The following is a 21,817-nucleotide window of genomic DNA, read 5'->3' as shown; positions in this document are numbered from 1 at the left end:
CTGTTACTGTCCGGGCACCTTTTGCTGCGGTGCGGGAACTGTGCCGCCGTTGAGTTCGGCCGCGGAGGCCTGGCGGGCCGGTGCTGCCGCTGCGGACGCCTCAGCGGCGGGAGCCGCGGCGGCGGACGGAGTTTCCGCTGCCGGCTTACGGCTTGCCAGGGGTTCACCCGTTGAAGCCGGCGGCACCACGATCAGCTGCCCCGGGACGGCCGGGGCAGGAATGACGGCACCTTCGGTGGCACCCTTCACAGCCGGCGTCGCCTTGCCGGTGACGGACAGAGTGGAGAGGTCGATCTGGCCCTTGACGGTTGAAGCCACCATTCCCAGGTCCTTGGCCTTGGCCGCAAGGTTCTGCGGGGCCTCGAAGTTCTGCACCTGCTGGGTGAGGTCCTGGTTCTGCTTGGTCAGCGTGCTCTGCTTGGCGCGCAATTCCACCAGCTGGTACTGCGCGGTGGATACCGAGATATTCAGGACCAGGACTGCCACCAGGGCTACTGCAAGCATCGCGAAGCAGAGCACGACGAAAGGCGCACGCCGCTTGCGGGGCATACTGCGCACCACGGAAAGCGGGGTACGGCTCTTCCGCTCCTCGCGCTGCGCCGGATTGCCGGGAGCGGCGGGAAAGTTCTTGACGGCAGCGGTGCTCATGCAGCTCTCCGGACTCTGATTCGTTCCGCCGCGCGGAGCCTGGCTGAGGCGGCACGGGGGTTCTCGGCGATTTCGACGGCGGTGGGCACCTCGGTGCCCTTGGTCAGGATTTTGAGTTCGGGTTTATGCTCGTCCAGTTCCACCGGGAACCCGAGCGGGGCGGAGGACTTGGAGCGGCCCTGGAGGACGCCCTTGACGATCTTGTCCTCCAGGGAGTGGTAGGACATGACCACGATTCGTCCGCCCATGGCCAGCGCATCCACAGCGGCCGGGACGGCGCGCTCCAGGACGTCGAGTTCCTCGTTGACTTCGATCCGCAACGCCTGGAAGGTCCGCTTGGCCGGATGTCCACCGGACTTGGCTGCTCCGGCAGGGACGACCGACCGGATCTGCTCCACCAGCTCTCCGGTGGTGGTGAATGGCTTCTCGCCACGTGCAGCGACGATCCGGTTCGCGATGCGGCCCGCGAACTTCTCCTCGCCCCATTTCCGGATGATCCGGACCAGCTCGTCCTCGCTGTACGTGTTGACGACGTCCGCAGCGGTCTGGCCGCGGCTGGTGTCCATCCGCATGTCCAGGGGAGCGTCGAACGAGTAGGCGAAGCCGCGCTCCCGCTCGTCGAGCTGGAGCGACGAGACGCCAAGGTCCATCAGGACGCCGGAGATTTCGGTGACGCCCAGGTCCGCGAGGACTTCGGGGATTTCGTCGTAAACGGCGTGGACCAGGTCCGTCCGTGCGCTGAACGGCGCAAGCCGCTCCCCCGCAAGGGCGAGTGCTTCCTCGTCACGGTCAATGCCGATCAGGTGGAGGTCCGGGAACCGCTGGAGCATGGCTTCGGAATGCCCGCCCATGCCCAGCGTGGCGTCGATAACGATCGGGGCCTTGCCCTGCTGCCGTGCGGCATCGAATCCTGGGGCCAACAAATTGATGCACCGGTCCCGAAGGACCGGCACATGGCGTTCGGACGTTGGCTTCGGTTGTTCGTTCATGCCTCGTCCCTTCTCGCCGTTGTGGTAGCTGCTTCCGCTTCCGGGATCAGATCCCCATCCGCACCTACCGTCCCGCCTGCCTGGCTCCGGGGAAGTGAGTCAGGTTGGCTGGCCGATCGGCCGGCTGGAGATCTCATCCAGGAAACTTCCTGCGTGAAACTCCTGCTTACCGCTCCGGGATTCAGAGAATGCCCGGAATGGGATCGTCCGTTTCAGAGAAGGCTGTTTCCTTCTCCGCGAGATATTCATTCCAAGCCTGGGCGTCCCAGATCTCGGCACGGGAGCCTGCGCCGATGACGGCCAGTTCCCTTCCGAGTCCTGCGTACTCCCGGAGCGCGGGAGGAATTGTCACGCGCCCCTGCTTGTCAGGCACCTCGTCAGAGGCCCCAGAGAGAAAGACACGGATATAGTCACGTGCCTGCTTGGAGGAGATTGGCGCCTCCCGCATCTGCTCGTGGACCCGTGCAAATTCCTTCTCACTGAAGACGTAGATGCAACGTTCCTGGCCCCTTGTGAGCACCAGCCCGCTTGCAAGTTCCTCACGGAACTTCGCGGGGAGAATGATCCGTCCCTTCTCGTCCAGGCGCGGCGAATGAGTGCCCAGAAACACTGGCCCACCGCCTGTCCGATATCAGGAAATGCACATCCCCTATGTTGCAACCACCCTCTTATGCCCTCCACATTACTCCACTTTCCCCCACAGTCAACGCAAAATGGGGCGTGGGGGGCCATGAGATTGGGATACCGGCCGCGGAATGGCACCATTTTCAACTGGTGGTGGGAAGTGGAGTGGATTTCCAGGGCACAGCAAGAATCAAGGAGCCGGGCAACTGCCTGAACTGGCAGCAAACAGCGTTAAACAGGAAAAGACCCGCCGCAGCGGGTCTTTCTGTTGTTGGCTCCCCTGCCGGGGAGCGAAGTGGAGGCTTCGTGTGAGGCCCGGATTACCGGTAGGACCTAGGGCTCACCGCGCCGGCGTTCGTCCCAACGCTCCTCAAGGTTGCTCATGAAGGAACTCCGCGGTTTGCCCGGCTTGCCGGTACTGCCCTTGGCGCCATCCTTGGCTGCCGAAGAACTGCGCATCGTCGCAAAATACACGCCGCCACCCATGACGATAAAGCCAAGGACACCGACGAAGATGCTTTGCAGCGTGACTCCAACCAGCAGCAGGAACACGCCTGCCAAGGCACCAAGGACGCCGATCACCACATGCCTGGTTGACCACGAACGCCCGGGGTCCGACCCCATGGAGTTCGCAAACTTCGGGTCGTCCTCGTGAAGCTGCTTCTCCAACTGCTCAAGCAGCTTTTGTTCGTGCTCCGACAGCGGCATCACGACCTCCTTCGTAGGCCAACGTCCGGGCTGGTCCCAGAAATTACTCCTGCATCCTTAACGGCTGGTGTGCCTGTTCGGTTCCCGTCTTCCCGCCTGGGCAGGAAGATGAACCGGGCGCACAGCCGCCGGAGCGGAAGCATGTCCAAAACGGTCCGGCAGTAGTCCAATCACTCAAAAACTATGTATCTCTAAGGATAGTTTGTTGCGGTCCGTTCTGAAAGACGGCGATTTCCTCCGAAAGGCGGGGACGGCCGCCTTTTGGTCCGTTTTAACCTGCACCGCTTCCAGGTTCCATGAGACGGGCGGGAAGGACGGATTTGGAGCCGAATTTTCGGGTGACCTCGTCCAGGACCTGTTCCGCGGCGCGCCAGTTCTCATCCCGCCGGTCGATGGTGAGCTGCACCGAGGTTGTTGCCGCGTCCTCCAGCTGCTCGGCACGCACTCCCACCAGCCGGACGGACATGGCGCGGGGCCCGACTGACTCCAGCAACTGGACCGCCACCGCATAGATCAGCTGTGCACTGTCAACGGGAGCCTGCAGGGTGCGGCTGCGGGTGATGGTGGAAAAGTCCGCAAAGCGCAGTTTCAAGGCCACGGTCCTTGCCACCATGCCGGAGCTTCGCAGGCGTCCGGCCGTGCGGTGGGACAGCCGAAGGAGTTCACGGTGGAGGAGGGCGTCATCGGATGTGTCAACGGCAAAAGTCTCTTCCGCTCCGATGCTCTTTTCCAGCCGCACGGGCGTAACCGGCCTGGGGTCGATGCCCCAGGACAGCCGGTGCACGTGCTCACCGCCGGCGCCGAGCATCCGGCGGAGGGTGGAAACGGGAGTGGCGGCCACATCCGCTACGGTCCGGATTCCCATCCGCGCCAGGACTTCAGCTGTCTTTGCCCCGACACCCCACAGCGCACCCACCGGCAGGCTGTGCAGGTACGGCACGGTTTGATCGGGGCCGATGAGCAGCAGGCCGTCCGGTTTACAGCGGGTGGAGGCGATCTTCGCCACGAACTTCGACTCGGCGATGCCCACAGATGCCGTGATGCCGAGCTCAGACGCGACCCGGCGCCGAATGAGTTCACCGATGTCCCTCGGAGGGCCCAGCCTGCGGATTGCTCCGGTGACGTCAAGGAAGGCTTCATCCACGCTGAGCGGCTCCACCAGTTCAGTCACGGATTCGAAGATGGCCATCAGCTGCGCCGAGACTTCGTAGTACAGCTTGTGCCGCGGCTCGATGATGACGGCCTGCGGGCACATCCTGGCGGCGACGGCCATAGGCATCGCTGACTTAACGCCAAAAGCGCGCGCCTCATAGGAGCCGGACAGGACCACTGAGCGCTCCCCCGGAAAGCCGACGATGACTGGCTTGCCGCGAAGTTCGGGGCGTGTCCGGAGTTCAACCGAGACGAAGAAGGCGTCCATGTCCACGTGCATGATGCACTTCCGCCTGCCGCCCGGAAGGCGTGCTGCGGCTGGTTGGTTTCTAGCGTCGGGCCCCACGGCTGCAATCCTATCCGTAGGTACTGACTAAACTGGAGGCTGAATCCGGCATCAACACCAGGAGGAAAGTCCCTGTGACGGTCATTGGAAACTTCAAACCGGCTGGCCTGGCCGTTCTTGCCGCAGGCGCGGCACTGGCCCTGGCAGCCTGCACCCCGACCCCGTCACCGGCACAGCCGTCACCGTCCTCCCCCGCCACTGTGCCCGCGACTGCCCATGCAACCACTACTGCGTCGGCCAGTCCCAGCTCCTTCCCCAGCACTTCTGCAACTGTGGGGGCGCTTGTTGAAGGCTTCCCGCAGCAGCTCCTCCCCGTGATGCCGAATGCGACTGTCGTATCCAGCAGCTTTGACAAGTCGTCTTCGCCCGCAACCGCCGCGCTGGTGGCGACTGTCGCCGGACCCACGTCCGCCGTCGTCGACTTCTACACGAAGGCGCTGGAAGCGCAGGGTTTCAAGGCGGTGCCCGGGGACTCCGTGGGGGCCGTGGCCTCCAAGGACTTTGTCCGCGGTGACAGCGAGACGGTCAACCTTTCGGTGGTTGAGGCATCCGGAGTGGCAACCTTCACCATCGGTGCCAACGTGGCTGCTGAGTCCGCCAAGTGACTGGCGCCGAGCAGCTAAGGAACGAACAGGCCGACTTTGTGGCTTCGGTGGCCGGGGAGTTGACCGGTTTCCTCACCTCCCGCCAGGCGATCATGTCCGGCATCTCCCCGGACATCGATCCCATCATGGGTTCAATCTCGAACCTCGTCACCGGCGGCAAGCGGCTGCGCGCACTGATGTGCTACTGGGGCTGGCGCGGGGCGGGCGGAGACGCCGGCGCCACTGAGGTGGTGACGGCAGGAGCCGCCCTGGAACTCTTCCAGGCCGCCGCCCTGATCCATGACGACATCATCGACCGCTCGGATACCCGCCGTGGCGGCCCCAGCGTCCACCGCAGGTTCAGCCAACTGCACGAGGCCCAGGGCTGGGCCCTGGACAGCGGGCGGTTCGGGCAGGCAGCAGCCATCCTCGCCGGCGACCTGTGCCTTTCCTTCAGTGAAGAGGCATTCACGGATATCGGCGAACGGGCGGCGTCGGGCAGCCGGGCACGGTTGATCTTCAACCTCATGAGGGCCGAAGTCATGGCGGGGCAGTACCTGGACATCCTGGAAGAGGTGGCGGGGCCGGTCCGCGACCGCGCGGGCGCCGTCAGCCGGGCGCAGTCGATCATCAGGTTCAAGAGCGCCAAGTACTCCACGGAGCACCCCCTGGCCCTGGGCGGCGCCCTGGCCGGCGCCACCAACGACCTGCTGCGCGGCTATTCAGCTTTTGCCCTTCCCCTGGGTGAGGCATTCCAGCTTCGCGACGACGTCCTGGGAGTTTTCGGTGACCCCCTCACCACGGGCAAACCGGCCGGAGATGACTTGCGTGAAGGCAAGCGCACCGTCCTGGTGGCGCTGGCCCTGGACCAGGCTTCTCCGGCGGAGTCCGCCTTCATCGACTCCAGGCTGGGGAGCCCCGAGCTGGATGACGGGGACGTCCAGGAAATCCGCCGGATCATCGAAGACTCAGGGGCGCTGCAGGCCACCGAAGTGCTGATTGGGGAATACGGCAATGCGGCCTACGAGGCCCTGGAAGCGCTCCAGCTGGACGAGCTGCCCAAGACCGCACTCAGGAGGCTGGCCGAGGCTACTGTCAGCCGGGCCTCCTGAGGACAGCACTTACCAGGCCAGGGTCTGCGCCCTGCGCCGGATCTCGGTCTTTCGTCCCTCACGCAGGGCGTCAATGGGGCGGCCGCGAAGCGACTCGTCCGGAGTGAACAGCCATATGATCAGGTCTTCGTCGGAATAGCCGGCGTCGGCCAGGACAACAATGGTGCCTTTAAGGCTGTCCACCACCTGGCCGTCCTGGAGGAATTCTGCAGGTACCGAGCGGATCTTCCGTTCGCCCACACGCGCAGCCACGAGGGCGCGCTCATCAATCAGGCCATGGACCCTGGTAATGGAAACATTCAGCAATTGGGCGACATCGGGGAGGGGCAACCATTCGCCCACGAGGTTTTCTACGTTACTCACGGATCAAGGTTGCCACGGTGCGCGGCCCGACGCCTAGTCGCTTCATCGGCCCAATACTCCTGGCCTGCGGACACTCCGAAATTCTTCCTTACGGCAAAAGCGCGAATTCTTGTGCTAACTGCGAATTCATGAGAGATTCTCACTGTTCACACTCGTAACAAACATCACTTGAGTAACAGTAGTATCAAGCACTAATGCGGCACCCCCGTCCGCACCCGCAGTTGAGAAGAGGATCCCTTACATGACGATGTCCCGCTCGCCGAAGCACCCCCCCAGGCCGAGCTTGCCGATGATTGCTGCGACGACGGCGGCACTGCCGGCGGTTGTCCTGTCGTCCCTGGCCCTCGCACAGCCGGCCACTGCCCAGCAGCCGGCCAAACCGCTCCCCGCGACCCTGACCGCGGCGATGAACGCGCAAGCAGCAGCCAAGGCCACGGCAACGGTCATTCCGGCCTCATCCGTTTCCACCATGATTCCGGTGGCCTTTAAACCCGCACAGAATTCTGCGCCTGCCGAATATACTGTCGCCCGCGGAGACACCATCAGTGCCATCGCCGGAAAATTCAACCTGAACACCGGGGAAGTGCTCAGGCTGAACAATCTGCAGGCGAACACCATCATTTACCCGGGGCAAAAGATTAAGCTGTCCGGCAGTCCTGCCGCAGCAGCCCCGGCCCCCGCCGCGCCGGCTGCCGCGCCCGCTTCGGCCGCTGGCGCCACCTACACCGTCAAGTCCGGTGACACGTTGGGCGCCATCGCCGCCCGGCACAACGTCAGCCTCGGGGATGTCTTCAGCTGGAACAACCTCAACATGAGGTCCATCATCTATCCCGGCCAGAAGATCAAGGTTGGCGCCGGTTCGCAGGCACCTGCTGCCCCCGCGGCCGCAGCGGCACCGGCGGCCCCACTAGCCAACACGTCAGCCCCGCAGGCTCCGGCGGCCGGCTCCTACACCGTCAAGGCGGGCGACACCCTGTCCGCCATCGCGTCTCGCCATGGGGTGAAGCTGCCCGAGCTCCTTTCGGCCAATGGGCTGAACCTCGGCTCCATCATTTACCCGGGCAACAAACTGAATGTCCCCGGCTCAGGCTCGCAGCCTGCTGCTGCCCAGCCGGCAGCGCCCGCCGCCCCGCTGGTACCCAGTTCCTTCCTTGGGTTCACCTACCCGCCGGCGGTGGTGAACTCCGCCAATGAGAACAAGGCACTGCTGAATGCTTCCCCGGTCCCGTCCCGGGCAGAGATGCAGAGTATCGTGGCAGACACCGCCCGCCGTATGGGTGTCGAGCCGTCACTGGCCCTGGCATTCGCCTACCAGGAGTCCGGCTTCAACCAGCGCGCAGTCTCCCCCGCCAACGCCATCGGGACCATGCAGGTCATTCCCAGCTCCGGCCAGTGGGCTTCGGACCTGGTGGGCCGCAAACTGAACCTGCTCGATCCTTATGACAACGCCACGGCAGGAGTTGCCATCATCCGCCAGCTGCTTGCTACCAGCAAGGACCGGGACACGGCCATCGCAGGCTACTACCAGGGCCAGTATTCGGTAAGCAAGTATGGGATGTACGACGACACCAAAACCTATGTGGCGGCCATCAAGGCACACCAGAAAAACTTCGGCTGAAGTCTTGGCCGGCCCGGTCAATGGGGCCGGCAGCCGCTGGTGGAACGGGTTCGGGCCGGTTAAAGGCCCGGACCCGTTGCATTGCAACTAGGATCGGAGGGTGCAGGAAAACGTGTCTGACCCCCTTGTAGGAACGCTGGTGGATAACCGCTACGCCATCAGGTCCAAGCTGGCGCGGGGCGGCATGTCCACTGTGTACCTTGCCGAGGACCAGCGGCTGGAACGCGACGTGGCCCTGAAAGTGCTGCATCCGCACTTCTCCGCGGACGAAAGTTTCCTGGGCAGGCTGGGCCGTGAAGCCAAGGCCGCCGCGAAGCTGTCCCATCCCCATGTGGTGGGGGTCCTGGACCAGGGCAATGACGGCCACACGACGTACCTGGTGATGGAGTACATCAAGGGACACACCCTGCGGGACGTCATCACTGACAAAGGCGCCCTGCCGCCTCGGTTGGCCTTGGCCCTGATCGATCCGGTGGTGGAAGGCCTTGCGGCAGCGCACGCCGCCGGCTTCATTCACCGGGACGTCAAACCTGAGAATGTCCTCATCGCCGACGACGGCCGCATCAAGGTGGGTGACTTCGGCCTTGCCCGGGCCGTGACAACGTCCACGAGCAGCGGCGCGCTGATCGGAACGGTTGCCTACCTCTCCCCTGAGCTGGTCTTGGGCCGGCCTGCCGATGCCCGCAGTGACGTTTACTCCGTCGGCATCATGCTTTATGAAATGCTGACCGGCAAGCAGCCCTTCGGCGGCGACGTTCCCATCCAGGTGGCTTACCAGCACGTCAACAGCACGGTGGGTCCGCCGTCCGTGCTCGTTCCGGGCCTCGCAGCTGAAGTGGATGAACTCGTGCAGTGGTGCACTGAGAACGATCCCGAGAACCGCCCGGTTGATGGAAGCGCACTGCTGCAGGAACTCCGCCACATCCGCACCAACCTGACCGATTCCGAACTCGACCTGCAGCCACCGGCAGCGCTGGGAGCTACCCTTCACGGAATTCCCGGGACCACGGGACTGCCGGGCGCAGCGGATCCCTCCGCCGGGCCCAGCCATACCGAGTTCATCCCGCACATCAGCAATCAGACGTCCGTCATGCCCGCCGGCCGGCCGGTGCCTCCGCCCTACCAGCCGGCAGGCCATGCCACGGCCGCCCGCAACCCGACGCCGGCACCCCGCACCGGCCACGCCCTCACCCCGCCCGGCGAGGACGAGAGTCCGGCCTGGGCCCCGGCTCCCCCGGCACTGAGCAAGCGGGCCCAGCGCAAGGCGGAAAAGGACGATGAGAAGGCCCGCGCACGGGCTGCTGCAACACCGGCCCGAAGCCTGCGCGAAGGCAACCCACGGCGGAGGGGCATTCTGTGGATCATGGTCCTGGTTATTGCTGCGCTGCTTGCCACCGGCGCGGGCTGGTTCTTCGGGATGGGTCCGGGTGCGGCGGCAGCGATACCGGCGGTGGCCAACAGGACCGTCGCGGAGGCCCAGCAACTGCTCAGCGATGCAGGATTCCGTTCGACCACCAGCGACGTCTTCGACGATGCCGTTCCCAGCGGCCGTGTGGTAGGCAGCGACCCGCAGGCCGGAGCGGAGATCCGCAAGTTCCAGCCGGTGTCACTGCTCGTCTCGAAGGGCCCCCAGCTTTTCCCCCTGCCGCAACTGACGGCCGGCACCCTCGACCAGGCCAAGAACGCCCTCAATGCCGCTGGCATGGCGCTGGGCAAAGTCACCGAACAGTTTGACGAAGGGGCATCGGCGGGGACTGTGCTCGCCCAGGATCCTGCAGCCGGTACTCCTGCCCGGCGGGGCACCGCGGTGGCAATGGTGGTCTCCAAGGGCCCCGAGCCCATTGCCGTTCCCTCTGTGGTGGGGAAGGCGGAAAACCAGGCCGTCGACGCCATCGAGGCAGCAGGCCTGAAGGCGGAGGTGGCCAAGGACGAGGTCTTCGACAGGAAGGTCCCGGAGGGCGCTGTGGTCAGCCAGAGTCCTGCCAACGGGACGCTGACCCGCGGCGGAACGGTCACCTTGACCATTTCGAAGGGTCCCCGGATGGTGGAGGTCCCAAGCTTTATCGGCAAGCAGGCCGGGGAAGCCGAACAAGCATTGCGGAAGCTTGGATTTGAGGTCCGGCTCAACAAGGTCCTGGGCGGATTCTTCGGCACCGTCAGGGACCAGGATCCGGTGGACACCGAAGTTCCGGAAGGGTCCGTCATCACCCTGACAGTGGTGTAGGGCGGGTAGCGCAGGCGGAGCGCCTCGCGGCGCCCCTGCCCACACCGCCGCCGCAGCGCGAAGAACGCGCTGCGGCGGCGGTTCCGGTCAGTTCTTGGCGAGTGCCCCGGCCACCAGGAAGGCCATTTCGAGTGACTGCATGTGGTTTAGGCGGGGATCGCAGACAGACTCGTAGCGGTCCAGGAACGCGTCCTGGTCGATCGGGTCCGCGCCGCCCAGGCACTCCGCAACATCGTCGCCGGTCATCTCGGCGTGCAGGCCGCCAGGTACCGTGCCCAGGGCGTGGTGCACCTCGAAAAAGCCGCGCACTTCGTCGATGACGTCGTCGAAGTTTCGGGTCTTGTACCCGTTCGGTGAAGTGACCGTGTTGCCGTGCATGGGATCGGTGACCCACAGGACCTGGGCGCCGGACGCCGTGACCTTTTCGACGACGGCAGGCAGCTTTTCACGGATGTTGCCGGCTCCCATGCGGGTGATGAAGGTGAGGCGGCCCGGTTCGCGCTCCGGGTCCAGCTTGTCGATGAGCCGCAGGGCGTCGTCGCCGGTGGTGGACGGGCCTAGTTTCACGCCGATGGGGTTGCGCACCCGCGACAGGAAGTCGACGTGGGCGTGGTCGAGTTCGCGGGTCCGCTCCCCGATCCACAGGAAGTGGGCCGACGTGTCGTAGGGGAAGCCGGTCCGCGAGTCGATCCTGGTCAGTGCGCGTTCGTAATCGAGCAGCAGCGCTTCGTGGCTGGCGAAGAACTCCACGCGCTTGAGGGCCTCGAAGTCCGCGCCGCAGGAGTCCATGAACTTGATGGCGCGGTCAATGTCGCGCGCCAGGGACTCGTAGCGGGCGTGCGCCGGGTTCTCGGTGAAGCCCTTGTTCCACTGGTGGACGGACCGGAGGTCGGCGAAACCGCCCTGCGTGAAGGCCCGGATGAGGTTCAGGGTGGACGCAGAGGTGTGGTAGGCCCGCAGCATCCGGGACGCGTCGTGTCCGCGGGATTCAGGGGTGAATTCGTATCCGTTGACGATGTCGCCCCGGTAGGCCGGAAGGGTCACGCCGTCCCGGGTTTCGTCGTTGGAGGAACGGGGCTTGGCGAACTGTCCTGCCATCCGTCCCATCTTGATCACGGGCATGGCCGCGCCGTAGGTCAGCACCACCGCCATCTGGAGGATGGTCTTGACGCGGGCGCTGATCTTGTCTGCCGTTGCTGCCTCGAAGGTTTCCGCGCAGTCGCCGCCCTGCAGGAGGAATGCCTTGCCTTGCGCTGCTGCGGCCAGGCGCTCCCGGAGGACATCCACTTCGCCGGCGAAGACCAGCGGCGGAAGCACCGAAAGCTCCTTCACGGAGGCATTGAACACCTCCGTGTCCTGCCAGCTGGGCTGCTGCGAGATGGGCAGCTCGCGCCAGTCGTCGAGTCCGGGATAGGTGGCGGCGCCGCTTTGGGAGTTGCCGGACAGGGGAAAGGCTGGGTTTGCAGATAGCTGAGTCACCATCTAAGACTAGCGTCCGCGCAGGATGGCTGGACACCGTGCCGTCACGGTTCCCGGCCCTTGCGTCACAACGGATGGACGGCGCCGGGACACCCATCCGCCGGGCACCCGGTCAGTGTGCCGCCGGCTCCCCGCCTGAGTCGTCACCGCCAGCCGGCGGCGACGCCAGCGGCTCCGCTGCGGCGGCCGCCTCGCCGGGCTTGCCGGCCAGGCGCAGCTTCACCACGGCAGCGTATTCGTCCACGTATTCCTGCCCGGACAGCCGCTGCAGTTCCAGCATGATGCGGTCCGCCACCGTCCGCTGGGTGCCACGGTCCTCGGCCTGATCCTGGTAGCTGCTGAAGTCGAGCGGTTCACCGAAGATCATTCCGATCCGCCGGATGTTGGGGAGCCGTTTTCCGATGGGTTGCACCTTGTCCGTGCCAATCATCGCCACGGGGATGACGGGAACCCCCGCCTGGAGGGCCAGCCTGGCGACACCCACCTTGCCCCGGTACAGCTTGGAATCGGGGCTCCTGGTTCCTTCCGGGTAGATCCCCAGCAGCCCGCCGTGGGTCAGTACGTCCATACCGGCGCTAAGGGAGGCAGCAGAGGCTGCGCCGCCGGACCGGTCCATGGGCAACTGGTTGGTGAGCCGGAAGAAGAGAGCTGTCAGGCGGCCCTTGATTCCGGTGCCGGTGAAGTATTCAGACTTGGCCAGGAAGACCACCGGGCGGCGGACCATCAGTGGCATGAAGATCGAGTCGGAAAAAGACAGGTGGTTCGAGGCGATAATCGCGGCGCCCTCGGCCGGAATGTTGTCCAGGCCTTTGACCCAGGGGCGGAAAAGAAGCTTCAGAACAGGACCGAGGAAAATCCTCTTCATGACCCAATAAAACACGCGGTGAACCTCTCGGAAGGTCGGCCCCAGGCTCCGCTCCGGGCCTGTTTCAGCAGTTCAGATGCAACCCTACTCTAGTGAGATTTATCCGGAACAGTGACACGATGTAGGCATGACTGAAAGCAGCACACCGCCCCGCCCCGTCGCGTTCAGTTATCCCGGCCATGGCCCCAATGCGGACATCGGCATCGCCATTTGCCACGGCTTCACGGGCAGCCCGCTCAGCGTCCTGCCATGGGCGGAGCATCTCGCCGCGCAGGGCTATGCGGTGACCGTCCCCCTGCTGCCCGGCCACGGAACGGACTGGCGGCAACTCGCCCGGACGGGGTGGCGCGATTGGTTTGGCAGTTTCGAGGCCGCCTACCTCGACCTTTCCGCCAGGACATCCACCTGCTTCGTAGCAGGCCTGTCCATGGGCGGTGCAGTGGCCCTGCTGACCGCCGCCCGGCATAAGGCAGCCGGCGTGAGCATCGTCAACCCCGGCCTGAGTTTCTATGACCGGCGCGTCCGGGTGATCGGGCTGCTGAAGTTCTTCCAGCGCACCACCATTCCCATCCCGGAAGAACGTTCCACGGCGCCCGCCACCGAAGACGGCGACTACTCGCGGACGCCCCTGGCGGCAGTGCACGAGCTCAAGAAGCTGTTCAACGCAACACTCCGGGAACTGCCTGCGGTCGCGGCACCGGTACAGGTCTTCAAATCCGTGACCGATGAGGTGGTACCGCCCACGTCCCTGGAACTGCTGAGGGCACGGCTGCGCGAGAGGGTGACGGAGGTGGTTGAACTTGCGGGCAGCGGCCACGTGGCTACGCTGGACGTTGACGCGCCGGAAATCTTCGCCCGGTCCAGCGAGTTCTTCCGTGACCACGCCCGCCAATCCAGCCCTTCGGAGACCCCATGATTGCCGGCCCGGACCACAGTCCCTTCAGCAGTGCCACCAGCGGCACTGGGCCACGCGCCGGAGTCGTGCTGTCCCATGGGTTCACGGGCAGCCCGCACAGCCTGCGCAGCTGGGCACAGGCGCTTGCCGGGGCCGGCTTCGCGGTGCGGATGCCGCTCCTGCCGGGCCATGGCACCAGCTGGCAGGACCTGTCGCGCACGCGGTGGCAACAGTGGCACGGCGCCCTGGATGATGCGTTCCTGGAACTCGATGCGGAGTGCGAGCACGTTTTCGCTGCCGGGCTGAGCATGGGCGGCGCCCTTGCGTTGCGGGTCGCTGCCACGCGGCCTTTGGCCGGCGTGGTCCTGGTGAACCCCGGACTGGTGATTGATGACCCGCGCGCTCCGTTGGCAGGGATCCTGAAGCTGGTCATGAAGAGCACCCCTGCCATCGCCAACGACATCCTGAAGGCGGGCATCGATGAAGGTGCCTATCCGCGCACTCCAGTCGCCGCTGCACACGAACTGAACAAGATGTTCAAGGACACCGCCCGGCTGCTCCCCCGCATCACGGCGCCGGTCCAGGTCTACCGGTCCGCCGTGGACCATGTGGTGTCGGACAGCAGTATTTCCGTACTGCGCCGCGGCCTGACCCATGCTCCCCTGGAGCTGGTCCGCCTGGAGAACAGCTACCACGTGGCCACCATGGACAACGACGCCGAACAGATATTCCAGGGTTCGGTGGACTTCATCCGGGCAACGCTTGCTGCGTTGGCGCCCGGCGTGGCGGCTCCCGTACCGGGGTCCGGGGAGGCCGGAAATGAACAGGCCTGATTCCGGATCGGCGGACCAGGGCGCCAACCAGGATGACGCCGTCTGGCTCGACCTGGTGGCACGGCTGGAAGCTGACACTCCCCCGCCGGAGCGCAACCTGCCGGATTCTGTTGCCAAGCCGGCCGGGCCGGCGTCCTTCCGCGACTTTGATCCGCTCAATCTGTCCGGTGCCGCACCCGTGGAACGGTCGGCTGCCGAGCGCCGTGACAGCCAACGCGGAGGGTCCGGCGATGACGAAGCGCCGGAGGCGCCTCCGGCCGGCTCACGCGACTACGGCGTTCAGGATGAGGGAGGCGATTTCGTGCCTGAAGAGCCCCCCAGCCTTTCCGGGACAGACCCCCTTACCATGCTGGCCTGGCTTGCCGCAGTGGGCGGGCCCATTGGGCTGCTGCTTTCAGCAATGTTCTGGCGGTCCGCGCCCGTGTTGGCCATATGGGGCATCGTTGCTGCATTTGTTGCCGGCACGGTGTACCTCATCATGAAGCTCCCGCAGGAGAAGGACGAGGACGACGACGGCGCCCGGGTCTGAGCCGTCAGCTGCGGACCCTGCTGCTGACGCGGGAGAGGTCGGCGGCACCGATGAGGCCCGCGTTGGGTCCAAGGTGGGCCAACTGGATACCGGCGGCGGGCCGAAAGCCACGGCCGGTCAGGTTCCTGGCAAATGCCTTCCTCGCGGGCTCCACCAGGAGATCGCCTGCTGAACACAGTCCTCCGCCGATGACGAACAGTCCCGGGTCGAGGGCCGCCGCGAGGTTGGCGAGCCCCAGGCCGAGCCACTCCCCCACCTCTTCGATCAGTTCGCGGGATGCCGTATCTCCGGCGAGGGCGAGGTCGGTGACGATGGCACCGGTGATGGTCTCCGCGCGGCCACCGACGGCAGCCAGAAGGTCCTGTGCCATGGGCGAGTTGCTGCGGGCGAGGATCCTTGCTTCGCGGCCCAGGGCGTTGCCGGAGGCATACTGTTCCCAGCATCCGCGGTTGCCGCATTCGCAGCGGTGGCCTCCGGGCATGATGACCTGGTGGCCGAACTCGCCGGCCACGCCAAAGCGGCCCCGTTCCACCCGGCCGTCCATCACCATGGCCCCGCCGATCCCGGTGCCGAGGGTGATGCATACCAAGCGGCTTTCACCTTGCCCGGCGCCGAACCGCCACTCGGCCCACGCGGCGGCGTCGGCGTCGTTGGCCAGCAGCACCGGACGCCGCAGGAGCTGCTGGAGATTGGCGCGCAGGGGCTCGTTCCGCCAGGCGAGATGGGGGCTGAAAAGGACTGTGCCGCCGTCGAGGTCCATCCAGCCGGCGGCCCCGATGCCCACGGACCGGATCCGCCGCCCGCTGCCGAGCTCTTCGACCAGTTCCACAATGACCCGTTCCACGGCCCTGGGGTCAGTCCCGGGCGTGCTGCGGCGGGCTTCGCTGAGGATCCGCCCTTCCTCATCCACCACACCTGCAGCCACCTTGGTGCCGCCGATGTCGATGCCGATCGCCAGTCCCCGGCGGCCCAGGCGCGCCCGCCCCCGGGAACCTTTTCCCTGCCCTGAAGTGGCGCGGTACGGGGCGGACCGCCGCTTCCACGGCGCGGATCGACGGAGGTGGCCGGCCTGGTCGCCGGAGGGCGGTGCGTACATAGTCCCCAATTCTAGGCTTGCGGCCGCGCCTCCGAAGCCGGGGCGCGCTGGCTCAGGAACCGCCCCTCACACATTGACGGCCAAGTTACTGGCCAGTAACTTTAGATGCAGCACTGTCCTGCGGCGGCATACTAGGCTTGTGGCATGCCCCCTGCGGGACGACGGATATCAAAGGAGCTATAGTGCGCCAATTCAGTGTTCCGCCCCTTGTTGTTGTTCCACCGGAGACCAACATCACCGACCTGCTGCTGCGGCAGGCCAAGAAGGCCAGCAACCCGGCACTGTTTTCCCGCCTTGATGCATCCGGCTCCTGGCAGAACGTGTCCGCCACCGACTTCCTGGCTGACGTCAATGCCCTGGCGAAGGGCCTCATGGCCAGTGGCGTGGGTGCCGGCGACCGGGTGGGAATCATGTCCCGGACCCGCTACGAATGGTCCCTGGTGGACTTCGCCATTTGGTTTGCGGGCGCCATCTCGGTTCCGATCTATGAAACCTCGTCCCCGTCCCAGGTGGCCTGGAACCTCGGCGATTCCGGGGCTGTTGCCGCATTCGGCGAATCCGCCCACCACGAAAACATCATCCTGCAGGCCGCTAACGCCGAAGGCCTCACCGACTTGCAGCACGTCTGGCAGCTGGAAGGCAACGGCCTGGATGCCCTCCGCGAAGCCGGGCGCGGCGTCAGCGACAACGAACTCGAGTCGCGGCGGAGCACTGCCGGCCTCGCTGACACCGCCACCATCATCTACACGTCCGGCACCACCGGGCGGCCCAAGGGTTGCGAACTGACGCACGGGAACTTCGTGGAGCTCTCGGACAACGCCCTGGCCATCATCGGCGAAATCGTGCACGAAGACGCCAAGACCATCATGTTCCTTCCGCTGGCACACGTCTTCGCGCGGTTCATTTCCGTCCTGGCCATGGCTGCCGGGACCACGGTGGCGCACACGCCGGACATCAAGAACCTGCTTGCGGACCTGCAGAGCTACGAGCCCACGTTCATCCTGGCCGTGCCACGCGTTTTCGAGAAGGTCTACAACTCGGCCATGACCAAGGCAGAGGACGGCGGAAAGGGCGCCATCTTCCACCGGGCCGCCGATACCGCCATCGCGTACTCCAAAGCACGCCAGGAAGGCCGCATCGGACTGGGCCTCAAGCTCCGCCATGCGCTGTTCGACAAGCTGGTGTACGGCAAGCTGCGCGCTGCGATGGGCGGCCACGTGGCCCACGCCGTGTCCGGCGGCGGCCCGCTCGGCGAACGCCTGGGCCATTTCTTCCAGGGCATCGGCATGCAGGTCCTCGAGGGGTACGGCCTGACCGAAACCACTGCCCCCATCTCGGTCAACACCCCGTCCCGGATCAAGATCGGGTCCGTAGGCAAGCCGCTGCCCGGCAACGCCGTAAAGATCGCCGAGGACGGCGAAATCCTCACCCAGGGCGTCTGCGTGATGCGCGGCTACTACAAGCGCGACGACCTCACCGCGGACACGTTCGACGACGGCTGGTTCCGTACCGGAGACATCGGCCGGCTCGACGGGGACGGCTTTGTCTGGATCACCGGCCGTAAGAAGGAGATCATCGTGACGGCCGGCGGCAAGAACGTCATCCCTGCCCTGCTGGAGGACCAGATCCGGGCCGACGCCCTGGTCTCGCAGGTCCTGGTTGTGGGCGACAACCGCCCGTTCATCGGGGCCCTGGTCACCCTTGACCAGGAGGCTTTGCCGGGCTGGCTCCAGCGGCACGGACTTCCGGCCGGCACCTCCCTGGAGGAAGCAGCGGACAACCCTGTGGTCAAGGCAGCGGTGCAGGACCTGATCACCGCCGCCAACGGTTCTGTGTCCCAGGCCGAGGCCATCAAGTCGTTCAGGATCGTTCCGGCCGACTTCACCGAGGCGTCCGGACACCTCACGCCGTCCATGAAGGTAAAGCGGGCACAGGTGATGAAGGACTTCGAGACCATCATTGAGGAGATGTACTCGGCACCCCGCTCCTGACCCAAGCACTGCTGCACTCAAGACGAAAAGGTCCTCCCGGCTGCTGCCGGGAGGACCTTTTCATTGCCTTAACTGCTGGACCGGGCTACTGCTCCACAACCAGGAGCAGGTCCCCGCCCTGCACCTGCTCCACCGCGGAGATGGCGAGCCTGCCCACCTTGCCGCCCACCGGCGTCGTAATGGATGCTTCCATCTTCATCGCCTCGATGGTGGCAACGGTATCGCCGGGGTTCACGGTGTCACCGGCTTTCACGGTGACAGTGACGGCTCCGGCGAACGGCGCGGCGACGTGGCCCGGCTGCGCCGGATCTGCCTTCTCGGCAGCCTTGACGTTGCTGACCACCGAACGGTCCCGCACCACCACCGGCCGGGACTGGCCGTTCAGCGTGCACATGACAGTGCGCATGCCCTTTTCGTCGGGTTCGGAGACGGCTTCGAGTGAAGCGATGAGCCGGACGCCGCGTTCCAGCGTGATCTCGTGCTCGGTTCCCTGCTGCAGCCCGTACAGGTAGTCGCGGGTGTCCAGGACAGAGATGTTGCCGTAGGTCTCGACACTCTTCAGGTAGTCCTTGGTGGGGCCGGCGAACAGCAGCCGGTTCAGGGTGTGCTGGCGGGTCTTGGAGTCGGACTTGAGCGCGGCACTGTCCTCGGCGCTGAGCTCGACGTCGCGGACCTTGATGCTGCGTCCCTGGAGGGCCTTGGTGCGGAAGGGCTCCGGCCACCCTCCGGGAGGGTCACCGAGTTCGCCGGAAAGGAATCCGATGACGGAGTCGGGGATGTCGTAGTTCTGCGGGTTCTCGTTGAAGTCCGCGGGATCGGCGTTGAGGCCCACCAGGTGCAGGGCGAGATCGCCCACCACCTTGGAAGACGGAGTGACCTTGACCAGGTGGCCGAGGATCCGGTCAGCGGCCGTGTACATGTCCTCGATGGCTTCGAACCGCTCTCCCAGGCCCAGTGCCATGGCCTGCTGGCGGAGGTTGGAGAGCTGGCCGCCGGGGATCTCGTGCTTGTAGACCCGGCCGGTAGGACCGGGCAGGCCCGATTCGAAGGGTGCGTACACCCGGCGGACGGCTTCCCAGTACGGTTCCAGGGAGCTGACGGCGTCCAGGCTGAGGCCGGTGTCTCGCGGCGTGTGGGCCAGCGCCGCCACCAGGGCCGAGGCCGACACCTGGCTGGTGGTGCCGGCCAGGGAGGCCGATGCCACGTCCACGGCGTCCACACCGGCGTCCACGGCAGCGAGCAGGGTTGCCAGCTGGCCGCCCGCGGTGTCGTGGGTGTGCAGGTGGACGGGCAGGTCGAAGCGTTCGCGGAGGGTGGCCACCAGCTTGGCGGCCGCAGCGGGCCGCAGCAGACCGGCCATGTCCTTGATCGCCAGGATGTGGGCGCCGGCGTCGACAATCTTCTGCGCCAGCCCCAGGTAGTAGTCCAAGGTGTAGAGCTTCTCCGCCGGGTCCAGCAGGTCGCCCGTGTAGCACAGGGCCACTTCGGCGACGGCTGTGCCGGTGGCGCGGACTGCCCGGATGGCGGGGGCCATCTGGTTGACATCGTTCAGGGCGTCGAAAATCCGGAAGATGTCGATGCCGGTGGCCGCTGCCTCGTTGACGAAGGCTTCGGTCACTTCCTCGGGGTACGGGGTGTAACCGACGGTGTTGCGGCCGCGGAGGAGCATCTGGATGCAGACATTCGGCAGGGCCTCGCGAAGCGCTGCAAGGCGGTCCCACGGATCTTCGCCGAGGAAGCGGAGGGCTACGTCATAGGTTGCGCCGCCCCAGGCTTCAACGGACAGCAGTTCGGGCATCAGGGCGCTGACTGCCGGTCCGGCAGCCACGAGGTCGCGGGTGCGGACCCGGGTGGCGAGCAGCGACTGGTGGGCATCGCGGAAGGTGGTGTCCGTGACGGCAACAGCGGTTTGCTCGCGCAGCGCCTTGGCGAAGCCTTCCGGCCCGAGCTCACGCAGTTTCTGGCGGGAACCCGGGGCCGCCTGCTGGCCCTTCACCGGCGGGAGCTTCGCCGCGGGGTCCGAGTGGACGGTCAGTTCGCCGTTGGGCTTGTTGACCGTGACGTCGGCCAGCCAGGTCAGCAGCTTGGTGCCGCGGTCAGCGGACACCCGTGCCTTGAGCAGCTGGGGGCGCTGGTCGATGAAGTTGGTGGCGACGTCGCCGGCAATGAAATCGGGGTCGTCCAGCACGGCCTGAAGGAAGGGGATGTTGGTGGAAACGCCGCGGATGCGGAATTCGGCAAGGGACCGGCGGGCGCGGGCCACTGCGGCGGGGTAGTCCCGGCCGCGGCAGGTGAGTTTGACCAGCATGGAGTCGAAGTGCGGGCTGATCTCAGCCCCGGAGTACACGGTTCCGCCATCGAGCCGTACGCCGGCACCGCCTGCGGAGCGGTAGCCGGTGATCTTTCCGACGTCGGGCCGGAAGCCGTTGGACGGGTCCTCGGTGGTGATGCGGCTCTGCAGGGCAGCGCCCTTGAGGTGGACGGTCTCCTGGGAGAGTCCCAGGTCGGCCAGGGTTTCGCCGGAGGCGATGCGCATCTGGGCCTGGACCAGGTCCACGTCCGTGACTTCCTCGGTGACCGTGTGCTCCACCTGGATGCGCGGGTTCATTTCAATGAAGACGTGCTGGCCGGCCCGCTCGCCTTCGGTGTCCACCAGGAACTCGACAGTGCCGGCGTTGACGTAGTTCAGCGCCTGGGCGAACTTGACCGCGTCGTGGTACAGTGCCTGGCGGATGTTTTCGTCCAGGTTCGGCGCAGGGGCGATCTCGATGACCTTCTGGTGACGCCGCTGGATGGAACAGTCCCGCTCGAAGAGGTGCATGACGTTGCCCTCAGCGTCAGCGAGGATCTGCACCTCGATGTGGCGCGGGCGCAGGACGGCCTGCTCCAGGAACATAGTGGGGTCGCCGAAGGCGGCGTCCGCCTCGCGCATGGCCGATTTGAGGGCCTCGGGAAGTGCTTCGCGGGTGTCCACCCGCCGCATGCCACGGCCGCCACCGCCAGCCACTGCCTTTGCAAAGATGGGGAAGCCGATCTCATCGGCGGCGGCAAGCAGTTCGTCCAGGTCCTTGGACGGCTCACTGGACTTCAGTACCGGCACGCCGGCCGCGCGGGCCGCCTTCAGTGCCGCCACCTTGTTTCCGGCAAGTTCCAGGACTTCCGCCGGCGGACCCACGAACGTGATGCCGGCTTCCTTGGCTGCGCGGGCCAGGTCCGGGTTTTCCGAGAGGAAGCCATACCCGGGGTAGATGGCGTCAGCGCCGGCCTCCTTGGCCACGCGCACCACCTCGGCGACGTCCAGGTATGCCCGGACGGGATGCCCTTCCTCGCCAATCAGGTACGCCTCGTCCGCTTTCTGCCGGTGGATCGAGTTTCGGTCCTCATGGGGAAAGACGGCAACGGTCTTTGCGCCCAGCTCGTAGCCGGCGCGGAAGGCCCTGATCGCGATTTCGCCGCGGTTGGCCACCAGAACTTTGGAAAACATACTTCTCCTGCATCATCGCGGGTGGATCGGTGAGTGGTCACAGTGTCTAGGACCCACAAGGACAAACACAAATCTTTGTGTCAGCCATCACAGATTTCCCCGTCATGTCCTGATCGGTTTGTGCCGGGCCGTCCTGATCAGACCCGCCTGCACCGCCAGTGCCATGCCGGGCGCCCATAAAGCAGGATTCACCGCGGCATCCACATATGATGAGTAGGGCGGCAGGACCGTCCGGCTTCGGTTCCGCCGGAGCAAACATTACCCCCAACACGGCATC

Annotated in this window: 18 protein-coding genes; 8 read left to right on the top strand and 10 right to left on the bottom strand. The window is 65.7% G+C overall.

Annotation, left to right across the window (positions count from 1 at the left end):
* Window positions 1-3: 3 nt before the first annotated feature.
* The 5 genes from ACP3TD_RS08615 to dinB form a co-directional block, all read right to left on the bottom strand.
* Window positions 4-648: a hypothetical protein gene (locus tag ACP3TD_RS08615; RefSeq protein WP_426766788.1), complete on the bottom strand. Its 645-nt coding sequence runs from the start codon at window positions 646-648 to the stop codon at window positions 4-6.
* Window positions 645-1,637 (bottom strand): 16S rRNA (cytosine(1402)-N(4))-methyltransferase RsmH, encoded by a 993-nt coding sequence (rsmH, locus tag ACP3TD_RS08610; protein WP_426766787.1) that lies wholly within the window; start codon window positions 1,635-1,637, stop codon window positions 645-647. Before rsmH ends, ACP3TD_RS08615 begins: the two co-directional genes overlap by 4 nt.
* Before the next feature lie 181 nt (window positions 1,638-1,818).
* Window positions 1,819-2,247: a division/cell wall cluster transcriptional repressor MraZ gene (gene mraZ, locus ACP3TD_RS08605; RefSeq protein WP_009358613.1), complete on the bottom strand. Its 429-nt coding sequence runs from the start codon at window positions 2,245-2,247 to the stop codon at window positions 1,819-1,821.
* A 347-nt stretch (window positions 2,248-2,594) separates the two neighbouring features.
* On the bottom strand, window positions 2,595-2,969 hold the full coding sequence (locus ACP3TD_RS08600) for a DUF3040 domain-containing protein (protein ID WP_091719476.1): 375 nt from the start codon (window positions 2,967-2,969) through the stop codon (window positions 2,595-2,597).
* 271 nt (window positions 2,970-3,240) lie between these two features.
* Complete coding sequence (dinB, locus tag ACP3TD_RS08595; protein WP_426766784.1) at window positions 3,241-4,401, bottom strand: DNA polymerase IV; 1,161 nt, start codon at window positions 4,399-4,401, stop codon at window positions 3,241-3,243.
* Between the two features lie 140 nt (window positions 4,402-4,541).
* Here dinB and ACP3TD_RS08590 point away from each other — a divergent pair, with 140 nt between their 5' ends.
* Both ACP3TD_RS08590 and ACP3TD_RS08585 read left to right on the top strand, forming a co-directional pair.
* Window positions 4,542-5,072: a hypothetical protein gene (locus ACP3TD_RS08590; RefSeq protein WP_426766782.1), complete on the top strand. Its 531-nt coding sequence runs from the start codon at window positions 4,542-4,544 to the stop codon at window positions 5,070-5,072.
* Window positions 5,069-6,163: a polyprenyl synthetase family protein gene (locus ACP3TD_RS08585; RefSeq protein WP_426766781.1), complete on the top strand. Its 1,095-nt coding sequence runs from the start codon at window positions 5,069-5,071 to the stop codon at window positions 6,161-6,163. The genes ACP3TD_RS08590 and ACP3TD_RS08585 overlap by 4 nt, the downstream gene beginning before the upstream one ends.
* 9 nt (window positions 6,164-6,172) lie before the next feature.
* Here ACP3TD_RS08585 and ACP3TD_RS08580 read toward each other — a convergent pair whose 3' ends face one another.
* Window positions 6,173-6,526 carry an Rv2175c family DNA-binding protein gene (locus ACP3TD_RS08580; RefSeq protein ID WP_172829943.1) on the bottom strand — a complete coding sequence of 118 codons (354 nt, stop codon included), beginning with the start codon at window positions 6,524-6,526 and terminating at the stop codon, window positions 6,173-6,175.
* Window positions 6,527-6,767: 241 nt separating this feature from the next.
* Here ACP3TD_RS08580 and ACP3TD_RS08575 point away from each other — a divergent pair, with 241 nt between their 5' ends.
* A complete protein-coding gene (locus ACP3TD_RS08575) occupies window positions 6,768-8,144 on the top strand; it encodes a LysM peptidoglycan-binding domain-containing protein (RefSeq protein ID WP_426766779.1) in 1,377 nt (458 codons plus the stop codon).
* Between the two features lie 100 nt (window positions 8,145-8,244).
* Window positions 8,245-10,368, top strand: coding sequence for a protein kinase domain-containing protein (locus ACP3TD_RS08570; protein WP_426766778.1), 2,124 nt, complete (start codon window positions 8,245-8,247; stop codon window positions 10,366-10,368).
* Window positions 10,369-10,455: 87 nt separating this feature from the next.
* Here ACP3TD_RS08570 and ACP3TD_RS08565 read toward each other — a convergent pair whose 3' ends face one another.
* Both ACP3TD_RS08565 and ACP3TD_RS08560 read right to left on the bottom strand, forming a co-directional pair.
* On the bottom strand, window positions 10,456-11,850 hold the full coding sequence (locus ACP3TD_RS08565) for a class II 3-deoxy-7-phosphoheptulonate synthase (protein WP_426766776.1): 1,395 nt from the start codon (window positions 11,848-11,850) through the stop codon (window positions 10,456-10,458).
* A 109-nt stretch (window positions 11,851-11,959) separates the two neighbouring features.
* The gene (locus ACP3TD_RS08560) at window positions 11,960-12,727 is read right to left on the bottom strand and encodes a lysophospholipid acyltransferase family protein (RefSeq protein WP_426766774.1); all 768 of its coding nucleotides are present in this window, start codon (window positions 12,725-12,727) and stop codon (window positions 11,960-11,962) included.
* Window positions 12,728-12,839: 112 nt separating this feature from the next.
* On the opposite strand from ACP3TD_RS08560, the gene ACP3TD_RS08555 reads away from it, so the two are divergent.
* From ACP3TD_RS08555 to ACP3TD_RS08545, 3 genes are read left to right on the top strand one after another with little or no spacing between them, the layout of a single operon-like run.
* Window positions 12,840-13,628, top strand: coding sequence for an alpha/beta hydrolase (locus ACP3TD_RS08555; protein ID WP_426766773.1), 789 nt, complete (start codon window positions 12,840-12,842; stop codon window positions 13,626-13,628).
* Window positions 13,625-14,440 carry an alpha/beta hydrolase gene (locus tag ACP3TD_RS08550; protein ID WP_426766771.1) on the top strand — a complete coding sequence of 272 codons (816 nt, stop codon included), beginning with the start codon at window positions 13,625-13,627 and terminating at the stop codon, window positions 14,438-14,440. Before ACP3TD_RS08555 ends, ACP3TD_RS08550 begins: the two co-directional genes overlap by 4 nt.
* A complete protein-coding gene (locus tag ACP3TD_RS08545) occupies window positions 14,427-14,969 on the top strand; it encodes a hypothetical protein (RefSeq protein ID WP_426766769.1) in 543 nt (180 codons plus the stop codon). The genes ACP3TD_RS08550 and ACP3TD_RS08545 overlap by 14 nt, the downstream gene beginning before the upstream one ends.
* A gap of 4 nt (window positions 14,970-14,973) precedes the next feature.
* Here ACP3TD_RS08545 and ACP3TD_RS08540 read toward each other — a convergent pair whose 3' ends face one another.
* Window positions 14,974-16,065 carry an ROK family glucokinase gene (locus tag ACP3TD_RS08540; RefSeq protein ID WP_426766767.1) on the bottom strand — a complete coding sequence of 364 codons (1,092 nt, stop codon included), beginning with the start codon at window positions 16,063-16,065 and terminating at the stop codon, window positions 14,974-14,976.
* A gap of 182 nt (window positions 16,066-16,247) precedes the next feature.
* Here ACP3TD_RS08540 and ACP3TD_RS08535 point away from each other — a divergent pair, with 182 nt between their 5' ends.
* A complete protein-coding gene (locus ACP3TD_RS08535) occupies window positions 16,248-18,056 on the top strand; it encodes an AMP-dependent synthetase/ligase (protein WP_426766766.1) in 1,809 nt (602 codons plus the stop codon).
* An 85-nt stretch (window positions 18,057-18,141) separates the two neighbouring features.
* On the opposite strand, the gene ACP3TD_RS08530 is transcribed toward ACP3TD_RS08535, so the two are convergent.
* Window positions 18,142-21,540: a pyruvate carboxylase gene (locus ACP3TD_RS08530; protein ID WP_426766764.1), complete on the bottom strand. Its 3,399-nt coding sequence runs from the start codon at window positions 21,538-21,540 to the stop codon at window positions 18,142-18,144.
* Between the last annotated feature and the right edge of the window lie 277 nt (window positions 21,541-21,817).

Source organism: Pseudarthrobacter sp. 1G09, from assembly GCF_050038305.1.
GTDB classification, from domain to species: Bacteria; Actinomycetota; Actinomycetes; order Actinomycetales; family Micrococcaceae; genus Arthrobacter; species Arthrobacter equi.
Note: the sequence above shows the minus strand (reverse complement) of the source record. Positions and strands in the feature narration are given on the sequence as shown.

Bases quoted from the DNA above. Each gene is read 5' to 3' on its own strand.
- ACP3TD_RS08615 (WP_426766788.1), bottom strand. From the start codon at position 648: ATGAGCACCGCTGCCGTCAAGAACTTTCCCGCCGCTCCCGGCAATCCG.
- rsmH (WP_426766787.1), bottom strand. From the start codon at position 1,637: ATGAACGAACAACCGAAGCCAACGTCCGAACGCCATGTGCCGGTCCTT.
- ACP3TD_RS08600 (WP_091719476.1), bottom strand. From the start codon at position 2,969: ATGCCGCTGTCGGAGCACGAACAAAAGCTGCTTGAGCAGTTGGAGAAG.
- dinB (WP_426766784.1), bottom strand. From the start codon at position 4,401: ATGCACGTGGACATGGACGCCTTCTTCGTCTCGGTTGAACTCCGGACA.
- ACP3TD_RS08575 (WP_426766779.1), top strand. From the start codon at position 6,768: ATGACGATGTCCCGCTCGCCGAAGCACCCCCCCAGGCCGAGCTTGCCG.
- ACP3TD_RS08565 (WP_426766776.1), bottom strand. From the start codon at position 11,850: ATGGTGACTCAGCTATCTGCAAACCCAGCCTTTCCCCTGTCCGGCAAC.
- ACP3TD_RS08555 (WP_426766773.1), top strand. From the start codon at position 12,840: ATGACTGAAAGCAGCACACCGCCCCGCCCCGTCGCGTTCAGTTATCCC.
- ACP3TD_RS08550 (WP_426766771.1), top strand. From the start codon at position 13,625: ATGATTGCCGGCCCGGACCACAGTCCCTTCAGCAGTGCCACCAGCGGC.
- ACP3TD_RS08545 (WP_426766769.1), top strand. From the start codon at position 14,427: ATGAACAGGCCTGATTCCGGATCGGCGGACCAGGGCGCCAACCAGGAT.
- ACP3TD_RS08540 (WP_426766767.1), bottom strand. From the start codon at position 16,065: ATGTACGCACCGCCCTCCGGCGACCAGGCCGGCCACCTCCGTCGATCC.
- ACP3TD_RS08530 (WP_426766764.1), bottom strand. From the start codon at position 21,540: ATGTTTTCCAAAGTTCTGGTGGCCAACCGCGGCGAAATCGCGATCAGG.